The sequence below is a fragment of the Kitasatospora sp. NBC_00458 genome, assembly GCF_036013975.1.
Lineage (GTDB): Bacteria > Actinomycetota > Actinomycetes > Streptomycetales > Streptomycetaceae > Kitasatospora.
Map to the genome: position 1 here is coordinate 7,909,798 of NZ_CP107904.1, position 15,254 is coordinate 7,925,051.

The 15,254-nt window shown below is 75.0% G+C and carries 13 protein-coding genes; 6 read left to right on the forward strand and 7 right to left on the reverse strand.

The window, feature by feature from the left end; all coding sequences use genetic code 11:
* Positions 1–116 precede the first annotated feature (116 nt).
* Positions 117–1,436: a DUF2254 domain-containing protein gene (locus tag OG550_RS32295; RefSeq protein ID WP_327683556.1), complete on the forward strand. Its 1,320-nt coding sequence runs from the start codon at positions 117–119 to the stop codon at positions 1,434–1,436.
* A 228-nt stretch (positions 1,437–1,664) separates the two neighbouring features.
* On the forward strand, positions 1,665–2,549 hold the full coding sequence (locus OG550_RS32300; RefSeq protein WP_327683558.1) for a DMT family transporter: 885 nt from the start codon (positions 1,665–1,667) through the stop codon (positions 2,547–2,549).
* A 65-nt stretch (positions 2,550–2,614) separates the two neighbouring features.
* On the opposite strand, the gene OG550_RS32305 is transcribed toward OG550_RS32300, so the two are convergent.
* Together OG550_RS32305 and OG550_RS32310 are read right to left on the reverse strand one after the other, a co-directional pair.
* Positions 2,615–2,926, reverse strand: coding sequence for a hypothetical protein (locus tag OG550_RS32305; protein WP_327683560.1), 312 nt, complete (start codon positions 2,924–2,926; stop codon positions 2,615–2,617).
* The gene (locus tag OG550_RS32310; RefSeq protein WP_327683562.1) at positions 2,923–3,231 is read right to left on the reverse strand and encodes an SAV_915 family protein; all 309 of its coding nucleotides are present in this window, start codon (positions 3,229–3,231) and stop codon (positions 2,923–2,925) included. Before OG550_RS32310 ends, OG550_RS32305 begins: the two co-directional genes overlap by 4 nt.
* Before the next feature lie 233 nt (positions 3,232–3,464).
* Here OG550_RS32310 and OG550_RS32315 point away from each other — a divergent pair, with 233 nt between their 5' ends.
* From OG550_RS32315 to OG550_RS32325, 3 genes are all read left to right on the forward strand, one after another.
* The gene (locus OG550_RS32315) at positions 3,465–3,902 is read left to right on the forward strand and encodes a helix-turn-helix domain-containing protein (protein WP_327683564.1); all 438 of its coding nucleotides are present in this window, start codon (positions 3,465–3,467) and stop codon (positions 3,900–3,902) included.
* Positions 3,895–4,371: a DUF4180 domain-containing protein gene (locus OG550_RS32320; RefSeq protein WP_327683566.1), complete on the forward strand. Its 477-nt coding sequence runs from the start codon at positions 3,895–3,897 to the stop codon at positions 4,369–4,371. Before OG550_RS32315 ends, OG550_RS32320 begins: the two co-directional genes overlap by 8 nt.
* Positions 4,372–4,618: 247 nt before the next feature.
* Positions 4,619–6,838 (forward strand): NADP-dependent isocitrate dehydrogenase, encoded by a 2,220-nt coding sequence (locus tag OG550_RS32325; RefSeq protein WP_327683568.1) that lies wholly within the window; start codon positions 4,619–4,621, stop codon positions 6,836–6,838.
* 150 nt (positions 6,839–6,988) lie between these two features.
* On the opposite strand, the gene OG550_RS32330 is transcribed toward OG550_RS32325, so the two are convergent.
* Positions 6,989–8,461: an MFS transporter gene (locus OG550_RS32330; protein WP_327683569.1), complete on the reverse strand. Its 1,473-nt coding sequence runs from the start codon at positions 8,459–8,461 to the stop codon at positions 6,989–6,991.
* A gap of 142 nt (positions 8,462–8,603) precedes the next feature.
* Here OG550_RS32330 and OG550_RS32335 point away from each other — a divergent pair, with 142 nt between their 5' ends.
* Positions 8,604–9,341 carry a TetR/AcrR family transcriptional regulator gene (locus OG550_RS32335; protein ID WP_327683571.1) on the forward strand — a complete coding sequence of 246 codons (738 nt, stop codon included), beginning with the start codon at positions 8,604–8,606 and terminating at the stop codon, positions 9,339–9,341.
* Positions 9,342–9,411: 70 nt separating this feature from the next.
* Here OG550_RS32335 and OG550_RS32340 read toward each other — a convergent pair whose 3' ends face one another.
* From OG550_RS32340 to OG550_RS32355, 4 genes are all read right to left on the reverse strand, one after another.
* Complete coding sequence (locus OG550_RS32340; protein WP_327684308.1) at positions 9,412–10,386, reverse strand: cytochrome c oxidase assembly protein; 975 nt, start codon at positions 10,384–10,386, stop codon at positions 9,412–9,414.
* Positions 10,387–10,672: 286 nt separating this feature from the next.
* Positions 10,673–12,367 (reverse strand): thiol reductant ABC exporter subunit CydC, encoded by a 1,695-nt coding sequence (gene cydC / locus OG550_RS32345; RefSeq protein ID WP_327683573.1) that lies wholly within the window; start codon positions 12,365–12,367, stop codon positions 10,673–10,675.
* The gene (cydD, locus tag OG550_RS32350) at positions 12,364–14,064 is read right to left on the reverse strand and encodes a thiol reductant ABC exporter subunit CydD (protein WP_327683574.1); all 1,701 of its coding nucleotides are present in this window, start codon (positions 14,062–14,064) and stop codon (positions 12,364–12,366) included. The genes cydC and cydD overlap by 4 nt, the downstream gene beginning before the upstream one ends.
* A gap of 31 nt (positions 14,065–14,095) precedes the next feature.
* Positions 14,096–15,196, reverse strand: coding sequence for a cytochrome d ubiquinol oxidase subunit II (locus OG550_RS32355; RefSeq protein ID WP_327683576.1), 1,101 nt, complete (start codon positions 15,194–15,196; stop codon positions 14,096–14,098).
* Between the last annotated feature and the right edge of the window lie 58 nt (positions 15,197–15,254).

Genomic DNA, 15,254 nt, shown 5'->3' on the forward strand with positions numbered 1-15,254 from the left:
CCCGGAGTCGTGCAATATGGACGGCCAATGGGTTTATAGAAATAGCCGCCTGCGCATATCGATACCGCCGCGTGGCGCGCCCGCCCACCGGACCCGCCCCCGCCTAGCCTGGGGCGATGACCGACCGCCCCGCCGGGCCCCGTGCGCAGGTGCGCTACCGACCGCTGTCGCCGCTGCGCGAGCACCTGCGCGAGTCGTTCTGGTTCGCACCGCTGCTCGCCTGCGTCGCCGCCCTGCTGCTGGCCGGGCTGACCGCTGAACTGGACGAGGCGGCCGTCTCGCAGAGCGTCGCGGAGTCCGGCTCCGCCGACGAGCTGATGCGGTTCAACAGTGCGGCCAAGTCCGTCGTCTCGACGGTCAGTTCGGCGATGCTCACGTTCATCGGCGTGGTGTTCTCGATCTCCCTGGTCGCGCTCCAGATGGGCGCCAGCCAGTTCTCCCCGCGGGTCCTGCGGCTCTACGTCCGCAGCCGGCTCACCAAGGCGACCTTCTCGGCCTGCCTGGCCACCTTCCTGTTCGCGCTGCTCGTCCAGTTCAGCTACGACGACTCCACGGACCCGACGCAGGTCACCTCCGTCCCGGTCTTCTCCGGCGTGGTCGCCGTCCTGCTGGTCCTGCTCAGCATGGGCCTGTTCGTGCTGTACGTGCAGGCCACCATGCGGCTGCTGCGGGTGCCGCACGTGATCGACCGGGTCGCGCGCGAGTCGGTGGACGTGCTGCTCCAGTACCGGCTGATGCGGCCCGAGCCGGCGCCGCCCGCCCTCCCCGACGACGCGTTCACGCTGCTGCACGAGGGCCGTTCGGGGGTGCTGCGCGACGTCAACATCGGGCGGCTGCTGAGGGTCGCCCGCAAGCACGGCGCGGTGCTCCACCTGGTGCCCCGGATCGGCGACTTCATCGCGCCCGGCACCCCGGTGGTGCGGGTGGCCTGCGCCCGGCCGCCGCGCCCGCACCGGATCGCCCGCGCGCTGAACGTGGGCGTGGACCGCACCATGCACCAGGACCTCAGCTTCGGCTTCCGGCAGCTCGTCGACATCGCGATCCGCGCGCTCTCACCGGCCGTCAACGACCCGACCACCGCCGTGCAGTCGATCGACCGGATCCACCAGCTGCTGGCCATGCTGGTGCACGAGAGCTTCGGCGACCTCTGCTTCCGGGACCGGCAGGGGGCGGTCCGCCTGGTCGAACCGGTGCCGGACTGGCAGTGCATGGTGGACCTCGCCTTCACCGAGGTCCGCCTCTGCGGCGCCGGACACCCCCAGGTCACCCGCCGGCTGGCCGCCGCCCTGGACGACCTGCTGCGGATCACGCCGCCCGACCGCCGCCCCGAACTCCTGGAACAGCGCGCGCTGCTGGACCGCGCGGTCGCCGAGCAGCTGACCGACCCGGAGGTCCGGGCCTTCGCCCTGCGCCCGGACCGCCAGGGCATCGGCTGAACCGCCCCGCCGCCGGACGCATCGCCGGGCCGGCCCGGCCCGGGTGCGGCGTAGGGTGAGCCCCATGCGTTCCCGGATCCTGCCGCCGCCCGTCCGCTAGCGGGCGGCCCCTCCACGCACAGCCTGCCCGGCGGCCCGCCGCCACCGGGCCGATGAGTGCCGCCCGCGCCACCGGTGGACCTCATCCGGCCGGGCCCCGCCCGGCACCCCGTCGTGGAGAACGAACGCATGACCACTCATGCCGCCGTGCCGGTCCGGCACGGCCTGCTGTCCATCTCGGCCGCCGCCGTCGCCTGGGGCACGGGCGGAGCCGTCGCCGTCCTGCTGCTGCGCACCGGAGGGCTCGGCCCGGTGGCCGTCTGCGCCTGGCGGTTCGCCGTCGCGGCCGGCTGCCTCGCCCTGCTGCCCGTCCTGCGGCGCACGGCCCGGGGGCGGGGTGCCGGCGCGCCGCGCCGGGCGGCCGTCCTGACCGGGCTCGGGCTCGCCGTCAGCCAGTGCGCCTACTTCGGCTCGGTCCAGTACGCGGGCCTCGGGCCGGGCACCCTGGTCACCATCGGCGCCGGGCCGGTGCTCACCGGCCTCGGCGCCCATCTGCTGCTCGGCGAGCGGCTGACCGGCCGGGCGGCGGCCGCGATCGTGCTCGCGCTCGGCGGGCTGGCGCTGCTGGTGGCCGCACCGGCGGCCGGTCCGCGTCCGGAGCTCGGGCTGGCGCTCGCGGTGCTGGCCGGGGCCGGGCAGAGCGGACTGACGCTCTGGGCGCGCGGCGGCGGTTCGGCGCGCGCCTCGACCGGGGCGTTCGCCACCGGACTGCTCTGCCTGCTGCCGCTCGCCCTGGCGGAGGGCGGCGTCCTGCCCGGCGCCGGGGAGCCGCTGCTGACCGCGGGGGCGCTGCTGTTCCTCGGCACCGTGCCCACCCTTTTCGCCTACCGGTGGTACTTCGCCGGGTTGACGGTCGTACCCGGCGCCACCGCCGCCGTGCTGGTGCTGCTCGAACCGGCGACCGCGGCGGTGCTGGGCGTCGCCTGCTTCGGCGAGCCGCTCACGCCGGCCCTGCCGGCCGGCTCGGCGCTGCTGCTGACCGCCGTCGCGGTCCTCACCCGCGGCACCCGCTAGCGGGACGCGGCCCCCGGCGGTCCGCGCTCAGGCGGCCGCCGGGGGAGCGCCGGGGGACCGTCCCGTCACGGCACCGAGCGGAGTGCCGGCTGGCCCGGGACGAGCGACCGGAGCACCAGGTCGACGTGGACGTGCGCGGCCCCGGCGCGCAGCAGGGCGATGGAGACGGCGCGCAACTCGTCCGGGCCGGTGCAGGCGAGCCGGAGTTCGAGGTCGGCGTCGCCGGCCAGTGCGAGGCCGCTCTGGACGGCCGGGAGCTCGGCGGCCAGCCGGTCGAAGTCGAGCGGGACGGGGCCGAAGCTCACCCGGGCGAGGGCCAGCAGCGGGCGGGCCTCCTCGGGCCCGGGCGCGCCGGGGACGAGGTGGAGGGCGCTCACCGGCGCTGGAGCTGTGCGGCCGGGCGGTCGGCGGCGGAGGGGCGGGTCGTGCCGTCGGCCACCGGCGGCGCGACCAGGCGCGGGTCCAGGACGAGGTCGCGGACGCCGAGCGGGGCGGTGAGCGCGCGCAGGGCCGGTTCGCCGAGTTCGACGGCGGCCTGCCCGGCACCGAGCAGGTCGGTCAGTGCGGCGGCGGAGCTGAAGCCGACCGCGCAGCGGCGGCCGTCGCGCAGACGGAAGAGGCGGAGAGCGGTGGTCCGTCCGGTGACGGTGACCGGGACGTGCCAGACGACGACGCGGGCCATGCGGGTGCTCCCGAGTGGTGGAGGGGCCTGCCGGAACTGCTCCTCCGACGCTAGGGCGGCTCCGGGCGCCCGGACGCCGTCCTGACGCAGCGTTGACCGAATGCGGCGCTGCGTTGACGGAGTCCTGACGGTCGGGTGCACCGCTCACCGGACACCGTTCCCTATCCTTCCCTATCGATCCCTGTCTCATGGTAGTTTGCGGAGGTAAGGAGTAATCGAACGGAAGGTGTCCGGTGCCGGAGTACTACTCGGTGGAGCAGGTGGCCGAACTACTGGGCCTGCACGTGCGGACGGTCCGCGGCTACGTCCGGGACGGCCGCCTCCGGGCGACCAGGATCGGCAAGCAGTACCGGATCGCCCGCCGCGACTTCGAGTCCTTCACCGGTGCCGAATCCGAGGCGCCGCCGGCGGCGGAGCCCGGCCCGCTGCACGTCGAGGCGTCCACCGTCGTCCAGATCGACGGCATCGGCACCCGGGAGGCCGTCCGGCTGTCCAACACCCTCGTCGCGATGGTCTCCGGCCCGCGCGGGAACACCGTCCCGGTGCGGGTGGAGTCGTACCACAACGAGGAACGCGCGACGCTCAAGTTGATCATCCTCGGCGATCCGGCCGACACGGCCGAGCTGCTCGCCGTCATCCATTCGCTGACCACGGAGAACCGCCATGTCTGAGCCCGCCTCCCCGCCCGCCCCCGCCCCCGCCCCCGTCGTCCCGCCGGTGGCTCCGTCCGCGGCCCCGCCCGCCGCCCTGCGGCTGCCCGCCGAGGGCCCGGCCATCGCGGACGAGGCCGCGGCGATGGACGTCATCGGCGAGGCGTTCGGCTGCGACACGGCGTGGGCGGTCGTCCCGGCCGCGCGCTTCCCGGACGAGTTCTTCGACCTGGGCACCCGGATCGCCGGTGCGATCGTGCAGAAGTTCGCCACCTACCGGGTCGGGCTGGCGATCGTCGGCGACATCTCCCGGCACACCGCGCGCAGCGGCGCGCTGCGCGACTTCGTCCGGGAGGGCAACCGGGGCGGGCAGCTCTGGTTCCTGGCCGACGAGGCCGAGTTCGACGCGCGGCTGGCCGCCCGTGACGCCGCCCTGGCCGCCGCCCGTGACGCCGCCCTCACGGCCGCTCGCGACGCCGCCCGCCGGTAGCCGGCCGCGCGCTCGGCTTGCCCCGGGCGCGCGGCGGGACGACCGTGGAGCTGACCGCCGTCCCGACCGCACCCCCGGCCCGGGCGCACTCCGGCCCGGACCCCCGGCCCGGACACTCCGGCCCGGACCCCCGATCCGAGGCCTGATCCGGAGGCCCCCGGACATCCGGACCGGGGGGAGGTGGAGCAAAGGGCCGATCACGAGATATCTTGACGTCAAGACGTTGGAGACGTGAAGCGGAGTACCGATGACTGACTCGACCATCATCTATACGCACACCGACGAGGCGCCGGCCCTGGCAACGTACTCGTTCCTGCCGGTCGTGCAGGCGTACGCCTCGACGGCGGGCGTGAAGGTGGAGACGCGCGACATCTCCCTCGCCGGGCGGATCATCGCGAGCTTCCCGGAGCGTCTGGAGGAGGGCCAGCGGATCGGCGACGCCCTCGCCGAGCTGGGCGCGCTCGCCAAGACCCCGGGCGCCAACATCATCAAGCTGCCGAACATCTCGGCGTCCATCCCGCAGCTGAAGGCGGCCGTCGCCGAGCTGCAGGCGCAGGGCTACGCGCTGCCGGACTACCCGGACGACCCGCAGACCGACGAGGACAAGGACGTCCGCGCCCGTTACGACAAGGTCAAGGGCAGCGCCGTCAACCCGGTCCTGCGCGAGGGCAACTCGGACCGCCGCGCCCCCGCGTCGGTCAAGAACTACGCCAAGACCCACCCGCACCGCATGGGCGCGTGGTCGGCCGACTCCAAGACCAACGTCGCCACCATGGGCGAGAACGACTTCCGCTCCACCGAGAAGTCCACCGTGATCGCCGAGGACGGCGCGCTGCGCATCGAGCTGCTCGCCGAGGACGGCACCACCACCGTCCTGCGCGAGTCGGTCCCGGTGCTCGCCGGTGAGGTCGTCGACGCCTCCGTGCTGCGCGCCGCCGCCCTGAACGAGTTCCTGGCCGCCCAGGTCGCCCGCGCCAAGGCCGAGGGCGTCCTGTTCTCGGTGCACCTCAAGGCCACCATGATGAAGGTCTCCGACCCGATCATCTTCGGCCACGTGGTCCGCGCCTTCTTCCCGAAGACCTTCGACCGGTACGGTGCCGCGCTCGCCGCCGCCGGCCTCAACCCGAACAACGGCCTCGGCGGCATCCTCGCCGGCCTCGACGCGCTGGAGAACGGCGCCGAGATCAAGGCCTCGTTCGACGCCGAGCTGGCCGACGGCCCGGCCCTGGCCATGGTCGACTCGGACAAGGGCATCACCAACCTGCACGTCCCGAGCGACGTCATCGTCGACGCCTCGATGCCGGCCATGATCCGCACCTCCGGCCACATGTGGGGCCCGGACGGCCAGGAGGCCGACACCCTCGCCGTGCTGCCCGACAGCAGCTACTCGGGCGTCTACCAGGCCGTTCTCGACGACTGCCGCGCCCACGGCGCCCTGGACCCGGCCACCATCGGCTCCGTCCCGAACGTCGGCCTGATGGCCCAGGCCGCCGAGGAGTACGGCAGCCACGACAAGACCTTCGAGATCGCCGCCGCCGGCACCGTCCGCCTGGTCGACACCGAGGGCAACGTCGTCCTGGAGCAGGCCGTCCAGCCGGGCGACATCTTCCGCTCCTGCCAGACCAAGGACCTGCCGATCCGCGACTGGGTCAAGCTGGCGGTCACCCGCGCCCGCGTCAGCGGCGACCCGGCCGTCTTCTGGCTGGACGAGACCCGCGCCCACGACGCCGTCCTGATCGAGAAGGTCAAGGCGTACCTGCCGGAGCACGACACCACCGGCCTGCAGATCGAGATCAAGGCGCCGGTCGACGCCACCACGTTCTCCCTGGAGCGCATCCGCCGCGGCGAGAACACCATCTCGGTCACCGGCAACGTGCTGCGCGACTACCTGACCGACCTCTTCCCGATCCTGGAGCTGGGCACCAGCGCCAAGATGCTGTCGGTCGTCCCGCTGATCAACGGCGGCGGCCTGTTCGAGACCGGCGCCGGCGGCTCCGCCCCGAAGCACGTCCAGCAGCTGGTCAAGGAGAACTACCTGCGCTGGGACAGCCTGGGCGAGTTCTTCGCGCTGGCCGCCAGCTTCGAGCACCTGGCCCGCACCACGGAGAACGCCCGCGCCCAGGTGCTGGCCGACACCCTGGACCGCGCGACCGGCACCTTCCTCAACGAGGACAAGTCGCCGAGCCGCCGCCTGGGCGGCATCGACAACCGCGGCAGCCACTTCTACCTGGCCCTGTACTGGGCCCAGGAGCTGGCCGGCCAGACCGCGGACGCCGAGCTGGCGCAGGCCTTCGCGGGCCTCGCCGAGGCGCTGGGCGAGCAGGAGCAGGCCATCGTCGACGAGCTGGTCGCCGTCCAGGGCGCGCCGGTCGAGCTCGGTGGCTACTACCAGCCGGACCCGGCCAAGGCCGCGGCCGCGATGCGTCCGTCGAAGACCTTCAACGAGGCGCTGGCCAACCTCGGCTGACCGTACCCGAGCCGAACCGGGAGGCCCCGGGGATCCGCAGGAGCGGATCCCCGGGGCCTCCCGGCGTTTCCCGGGCCGCCCCGCCCACGGCAGCCGGCGGGCAGGCGGGGCAGGCGGGGCAGGTGGGGGCGGCGGCGCGGCCCGCGGGGCTCAGTGCTCGCCCTCGGGGCGGGCCCGGCGGGGCAGCAGGAAGGCGACCAGGAAGGCGAGGGCCAGCAGCCCCGCGGCGAGCCCGTACGTCCGTCCGGCCGCGTGCTGGAAGCCGTCGCCGCCGGCCCAGCCGAAGAACGCGGTGCCGAGCAGGGCGACGCCCACCGAGCCGCCGAGCTGCTGCTGGGCGTTGAGGACGCCGGAGGCCGAGCCGGTCTCCGCCTCCTCCACGCCGGCCAGCGCGATGTCGAAGAACGGCGCCATGATCAGGCCCAGTCCGAGGCCGGTGACGGCCAGCGCGGGGAGCAGGTCCCAGCTGGTGAGGCCGGCGGCCCAGTGCTCGACCGAGAACCAGAGGCCGAGCGCGCCGGCGGCGGCGACGACCATGCCGCCGTGCAGCACCCGCCGGCCGTGGCGCGGGGCGAGGAGGGCGCCGGAGAGGACGGCCCCGGCGACCACGCCGAGCGAGAGCGGGATCATCGAGAGCCCGGCGTGCAGCGGGGTCCAGCCGAGGCCGAGCTGCAGGTGGAGGGTGAAGACCAGCAGCAGCCCGGAGAGTGCGGCGAAGAACACCAGGCCGGTGGCGAGGGCCGAGACGAAGGCCCGCTTGCCGAACAGCGAGGGCTCGATCAGCGGGGTCCCGCCGCGCCGCAGGACCCGGCGCTGGTGGACGGCGAAGAGCCGGAGCACCGGCAGGGAGGCGGCCATCGCCACGAAGGTCCAGAGCGGCCAGTCCAGCTCGCGCCCCTGGACCAGCGGGAAGACCAGCAGCAGCACGGCGAGGCTGAGCAGCAGCACGCCCACCGGGTCGAGCCGGCCGGCGCCGGTGGTGCGGGTGACGCGGTCGGCGGGCAGGATCCGGCCGGCCAGGAGGACGGTCAGCAGGCCGAGCGGCAGGTTGATCAGGAAGACGGTCCGCCAGCCGAGCCCGAACCAGTCGGCCTCGGTGAGGTAGCCGCCGAGGGTGGGCCCGAGGACGGACGAGAGCCCGAGGACGGGGCCGAACAGGCCGAACGCGGCGCCCATCTCCTTGGGCGGGAACATCGACTTGATCAGTCCGAGGCCCTGCGGGATGAGCAGCGCGGCGAACAGGCCCTGGACGCTCCGGGCGGCGATCAGGGTGCCGGCACCGGGCGCGGCCGCGCAGAGCGCCGAGGCGAGGGTGAAGCCGGCCGCGCCGAGGGTGAAGAGGCGCTTGCGCCCGAAGAAGTCGCCGAGCCGCGCCCCGGTGATCAGCAGTACGGCGAAGGCGAGCGTGTAGGAGGCGGAGATCCACTGGATCTGGGCGTCGCTGCCGCCGAGGTCCTGGCGGATGGCGGGTGAGGCGACGCCGACGATCGTGGTGTCGAGGAGGTCCATCACCTCGGCGCCGAGGACGACGGCGAGTCCGGCCCAGCGCAGCCGGTAGCCGGCCGGCCGGTCCACGGCGGACGCCGGGGGCGCGGGCTCGGGGGGAGCGATCTGGTTGGTCATGGGTGTGCTCTCCGGATTCGGGGCGTTGACGAACGTCGTTCGTCTCAACGAACACTGTTTTTCAGAACGAACAGTGTTCTCCCATGGAACGGTGTTCGTGTCAAGTACTCTGAGAACCGTCACCGACCACGAAGGAGCCCCCATGACCAGTGCCGCCCCGCGTTCCGGCTGGTCCGAGCACTGGCAGGAGAAGGAGAAGGCCGCGCCGAAGAGGCAGCCGCTGAGCCGGGAGCGGATCGTCGAGGCCGCGCTGCGGATCGTCGACGGCGAGGGCATGGACGCGCTCAGCATGCGCCGGGTCGGCCAGGAGCTCGGCACCGGCGCCGCGAGCCTGTACGCCCACGTGGGCGGCAAGGAGGAACTGGTCGAACTCGTCCTCGACCTCGCCTACGCCGAGATCGAGCTGGAACGGCCCGATCCGGCCGAGTGGCAGGAGCAGCTGAAGCGACTGCTGCGCCGCTCCCGCCAGGTGCTGCTCTCCCACCGCGACCTGGCCAAGGCGGCCGTCGTCGCCAACGTCCCGGTGACCCCGCACGCGATGGACATCGCCGAGGCCATGCTGGGCATGCTGCGCGCCGGCGGCCTCGACGAGCAGACCGCCGCCTACGGGGTCGACCTGCTCGGGCTCTACACCACCGCGACCGCCTTCGAGGCGTCCACCCGCGGCGGCGGGAACAGCGAGGAGTTCACCGAGCAGATCCGGCGCTACTTCGACACGATCCCGGCCGAGCGCTACCCGATGATCACCTCGATGGCGGTCGCGCTCACCCGCAACGTGGGGGACGAGCGGTTCGAGTTCGGACTGGACATCCTGGTCGCCGGGCTGGCCCGGGAGCCGCGCGCGACCGGATCGACCGGGGCGGCCGGATCGACCGGCTGAACCCCGGCACCGGAAACGACGGAACCCCCGCCGGGGGCGGGGGTTCCGGAGCGGGGCGCGCGGGCCGTGCTCAGCCGGCGTCGGCCGCCGGTGCGGGGCGCTGGCTGCGCTTGTCCAGCGAGGCCAGGTACGCGTTGTACGCCGCCAGCTCGGCGTCGCCGCTGCGGTCCTCGGCGCGGTCCCGGCGGCGGGAGAGCCGCTGCTCGGAGCTCATCCACTGGTAGACCAGGGCGATCAGCACGATGGCGGTCGGGATCTCGCCGAACGCCCAGGTGATGCCGCCGGCCAGCTTCTGGTCGGCCAGCAGGTCCGTTCCGGGCGGCGCGCCCTCGGCGGTGAAGGTCTTCACCAGCGGCTGGCCGGCCATCATCACCGCCACGCCGAAGAAGGCGTGGAACGGCATGCCCATGAACAGCTCGATGATCCGCATCACGTGGCCCGACCGGTTCGGGCCCGGGTCCACGCCCATGATCGGCCAGAAGAAGGCGAGTCCGGTCGCCAGGAAGTGCACCATCATGAAGATGTGCCCGAGCCGGTACTCCATGAGGAAGTCGAACAGCGGGGTGAAGTAGACCCCGTACAGGCTCGCGATGAACAGCGGGATGGTGAACGCCGGGTGCGAGACCACCTTCACGTAGGTGCTGTGCAGCAGTGCCACCAGCAGCTCGCGCGGCCCGCGCGGGCGGCCCTTCCCGGCCGGCCGCAGCGCGCGCAGGGCCAGCGTGATCGGCGCCCCGAGCAGCAGCAGGATCGGCGAGAGCATGGAGAGCACCATGTGCTGCATCATGTGCGCGCTGAACAGGACCATGCCGTAGTCGTTCAGCCCGGTGCAGGTGACCAGGATCACCGACCCGGTGCCCAGGACCCAGGCCGCGGTGCGCCCGACCGGCCAGCGGTCACCGCGCCGGTTCAGCCGGACCACACCGGTGACGTACAGCGCCAGCGCCGCCAGGCTGCCGATCAGGAACACCCAGTCGGGGGACCAGGTCAGCACGTTGGAGAGCGAGAAGGGCCCGAGTTCGGTCATCCCGCCGTGGTGGTGCATTCCTGACATTCCGTCGCCCATCGGCGGGTCCTGCTTTCCATCCTCGCGGCCCCTGGATGGGTCCGGTTCGCCCGTTTTGCTTCGCCGTACAGCCTAGGCGGGCCTTACTCCGGATCGTCCGGCGCCCCCCGTGCGAGCGCCCGGCGTCCCCCGTGCGGGCGGCTCGGCCGCGCAGGGCGCGGGTGTTCCCCGGTGGCCGTGACCCGGTGGGCCCGCCGGGCGGGCGCGGCGGCCCCTGCGTGGCCGCCGCGTGGCCCCCGCCCGCCCGCCGGCGGGCGGGGGCGGCTCAGCGGGTGGTGACCAGGCGGCCGGCGGTGAGGGTGAGGACGGCGTCCGCGGCGTCGAGGGCGGCGTGGTCGTGGGTGATCAGGAGGGTGGTGCGGCCGCGGGTGGCGTCGAGGACGTCGGCCAGGACGGCGGCGGCGGTGTCCGGGTCGAGGCCCTCGGTGGGTTCGTCCAGGACGAGCACCGGCGGGTCGGCGAGCAGGGCGCGGGCCAGCAGCAGGCGTTGGCGCTGGCCGCCGGACACGGTGGCGCCGTCCCCGCCGAGCACGGTCTCCCAGCCGTCGGGGAGGGACTCGATCCAGTCGAGCAGCCGGGCCCGGCGGGCGGCCTCGCGCAGGGCGTCGTCGTCGGCGTCGGGGCGGGCCAGGCGCAGGTTGGCCCGGACCGTGGTGTGGAAGAGGTGGGCGTCCTGGGTGACGCCGGTGATCACGCGGCGGACGTCGGCGCCCGCGCAGTCGCGCAGTTCGCGTCCGCCGACCCGGATGCTGCCGCCCTCGTAGGGGACGAACCGCATCAGTGCCGCGACCAGCGTGGACTTGCCGGAGCCGCTGGCGCCGAGCAGCGCGACCCGGTGGCCGGCCGGCAGTCGCAGGCTGACGCCGTCGAGGGCGGCCGGGCGGTCGGGGCGGTGGCGCACCCGCAGGTCGGTGATCTCGACGCCGAGCGGTCCGTCGGCGGGCAGCGGGACCGGGTCGGCCGGGTCCGCGACCGGGGCCGGGGCGTCCATGAGGTCGGCGAGCCGGCGGGCCCGGGCCCGGACGTCGGCGAGCCGGCGGGCGGCGGCGGGCAGGGCGGCCAGGGCGTCGAAGGAGACCAGGGCGAGCACCGCGAGCACGGTCAGCTGCACGGCGGGCAGCCGGCCCTCGGCGTGGGCGCGCAGGCCGAGCCGGATGACGCCGACCGTGGCCGCGGCCTGGAACAGCAGGACGGCGGCGGAGGCGAGCGAGGTGGTCAGCGCCCGGCGGCGCTCCAGGGCGGCGATCCCGGCGGTGGCCGCGCCCGCCCTCGCGTGGGCGCGGCCGCGGGCGCCGTACGCGGCGAGGTCCGCGGCTCCCTCGGTCAGGTCGACGGTGAGCGCGGCGAGTTCGGCACGCGCCGCCTGCTCGGCGCGACCGGCCCGGCGGGACAGCGCGAGCACCAGGGCGGGCACCAGCAGGCCCGCCACGGCGATCAGCGCCCCGAGCAGCAGTCCGGCCGGGGGGAGCAGGGCGAGGGCGGTGCCGGTGGCGGCGAGTGCGACCAGGCCGGCGGCGGTGGCCGGGAGCAGGACGCGAAGCAGCAGGTCCTGGGCGGCGTCGACGTCGTCGACCAGGCGGGTCAGCAGGTCGCCGCTGCGGAACGCCGGGGTGCCGGCCGGGGCGAGCGGGACGAGCGCCTCGTACACCCGGGCGCGGAAGTCGGCGACGGCGCGCAGCGCACCGTCGTGGCCGAGCAGGCGGTCGGCGTAGCGCAGGGTGCCGCGGCCCAGGGCGAGGGCGCGGACGGCGACGACGGCTAGGGCGACGGCGGAGACCGGCGGCTGTTCGGCGGCGCGGGTGATCAGCCAGGCGGCGGTGGCCGTCAGGGCGGCGCCGCTGAGTTCGCTGCCGGCGGCGGCGAGGGCGGCGGGCAGCAGCCGGCGCCAGTGCGGGAGCAGGTGGCGCAGCAGCCGGGCGGTGGGGTGGGAGGTGGTGGCGGGGCGGGTCGGGCGGTTCATGAGCGGACCAGCCCGTCGTCGGCGGTGAGGACGCCCGCCCGGACGGTGACGATCCGGTCGGCGTGCGGCAGGAGGCCCGTCCGGTGGGCGACCACGATCGCGGTGCGCCCGCGCATGAGCTCGGCGGTGGCCCGGGTGACGGCGGCATCGCTCTCCGGGTCGAGGTGGGCGGTCGGCTCGTCGAGCAGCAGCACCGGGGCGTCCTTGAGGAACGCGCGGGCCAGGGCGATCCGTTGGCGCTGTCCGGCGGACAGCCCGGCGCCGTGCTCGCCGAGCGGGGTGTCGTACCCCCGGGGGAGCGCCTCGACGAAGCCGTCGGCGCAGGCGGCCCGGGCGGCCGTCCGGACCTCGGCGTCACTCGCGTCGGGGCGGCCGAGGCGGATGTTGTCGGCGACGGTCGTGGCGAACAGGTGCGGGCGCTGCGGTACCCAGGCCACCTGGGCGAGCCAGGCCTCCGGGTCGAGCACGGCGAGGTCGGTGCCGTCGACCAGGACCCGGCCCGTGTCGGGGGCGGTGAAGCCGAGGAGCAGCGCGAGCAGGGTGGACTTCCCGGCGCCGCTCGGGCCGACCAGGGCGAGGTGCTCGCCGGGCCGGACGGTGAGCGAGACGGTGTCCAGGGCGGGCGCGGCGCGGCCGGGGTGGTGCACGGTGACCCCGTCGAGCCGCAGCCGCGCGGTGCGGGCGTCGGGGGCGGGGGCGGGCACGGGGGCGGGGGCGGGCACGCTCCGGACGGGCCGCACGGCGGGCGACTCCTCCTCGTCGAGGAGGGCGAAGACCCGCTCGGCCACCGCGATGCCCTCGGCGCTGTCGTGGAAGGCCGCGCCCGCCGCGCGCAGTGGCAGATAGGCCTCGGGGGCGAGGAAGAGCACGACCAGGCCGGTGCGCAGGTCGAGTTCGCCGCCCAGCAGCCGCAGGCCGACCGGGACGGCCACCAGCGCCACCGACAGGGCGGCGACGGTCTCCAGCACGAGGGAGGAGAGGAACGCCACCCGCAGGGTCCGCATGGTGGCCCGGCGGTGGGCGTCGGCCATCTCCCGCACCACCGCGCCCTGGTGGTGCTCGCGGCCGAACGCGCGCAGCGTCGGCAGCCCGGCGAGCACGTCGAGGAAGTGGCCGCCGAGCCGGGCGAGCAGCCGCCACTGCCGGGCGGTGCGCCGGGCGGTGTGCGTCCCGACGAGCGCGCCGAACACCGGGATCAGCGGGAGCGTGATCACGATGATCAGCGCCGAACTCCAGTCGGTCCACCACAGCCACGCCACGACCACCGGCGGGACGGCGGCGGTGGCGGCCATGGTGGGCAGGTAGCCGGTGAGGTACGGGTCCAGGGCGTCCAGGCCGCGGGTGAACAGGACGGCCGTCTCGCCGTGCCGGCGGGCGGCCAGGCGCCGGGGGCCGGTGTGCCGCAGGTGTTCGGCGAGGCGGTCGCGCAGCACGCGCTTGACCTCGGCGGCGGTGCGCTGGGCGAGGGTGCCGCGGGCCCAGGCCGACAGGGCGCGCAGGGCGAGGACGGCGCCGAGGGCGGCGAGGGCGCCGGTCTGCGGGCGGTGTCCGGCGAACCCGTCCGCGAGCAGGCCGGCCAGCAGGACGGCCTGGCCGATGAGGAACCCGGCGTCCAGCAGGGCCAGCCCGGTGGAGGTGGTCACGTGGTGGCGCAGTGCCGGGAGGTCTCGCCGCAGACGGCGTTCGGCCGGTTTCATCCGCTGGTCCCTTTCAGCCGGTGGCGGTCGCTCAGAAGTAGTCGGGGTGGCGCTGCCCGGTCCGGCCGCGGAACACCCACCAGCTCCAGGCCTGGTAGGCGAGGATCACCGGGACGACCAGCACACCGAACCCGGTCAGCAGCTTCAGCGTGGCCCCGTCGGCGACGGCGTCGTCGACGGTGATCCCCGCCCCGGAGGACGCGGTCAACAGGTACGGGTACTGGCCGGCGCCGATCAGCAGGACCGGCAGCGCGGTCGCGGCGCAGGTGGCGGTGAACGCGAGGGCGTCGTGCCCCCGGACCAGGCACCACCAGCCGGCCGCGCCGGCGGTCACGACGAGGGCGAACAGGACGGACGAGGTGCCCGTCCTGGTCATCGAGGCCCCCGCTCCGAACAGCGAGAGCACCAGCGCCAGGGCTCCCGGGAGCCCGGCCGCGGCGATCAGGGCGGCGCCCACCCGCCGTGCGGTGGCGGCGAGTCGGGGTTCCGAGCGCAGTGCGACGAAGGCCGCGCCGTGCCCGGCGAAGAGCAGGGCGGTGGCGGCCCCGCAGGTCAGCACGAACGGGGCGAACACCTCGCCGGGGCCGACGTGGAAGGAGCCGTCCGCCCGGCGCGGCACGCCGTGCAGCAGCAGCCCGACCACGATGCCCCAGCAGACCGCGGGCAGCGCGCCGCCGAGCACCACCAGGGCGTTCCAGCGGCGGACGGCCCGGGGGGTGCGGGAGCGTCCGCGCAGCTGGATCGCGGCGTTGCCGAGCACCAGGCCGACCAGGATCGCCACGATCAGCGGGTACAGGCCGGACAGCAGGCTGCCCTCCAGGTGCGGGAAGGCACCGAACATCACGCCGGCGAAGGCGACCAGCCAGACCTCGTTGCCGAGGAAGAACGGGGCGATCGCGTCGAGCGCGGCGTTCCGCGCCGGCGGGCCGTCCGGGGCGGGGCCGCTCGGAGCGGGGGCGTCCGGGGCGGGGCCGCTCGAAGCGGGGCCGTCCGGGGCGGGGCTGCTCGGGGCAGGGCGCGGAGCGCCGAGGAACGGGGACAGCATCTGGACGCCGTAGTCGTAGCCGCCGAGCACGAAGTAGCCGGCGAGCAGCAGGCCGAGGAGGGCCAGCCAGAGGGTCTCCAGGCTCATGTATCCCAACCTTCCGTCATGTGAGGGGAGTTCATTGCGGCGCCGGGGCCGGGGCCCG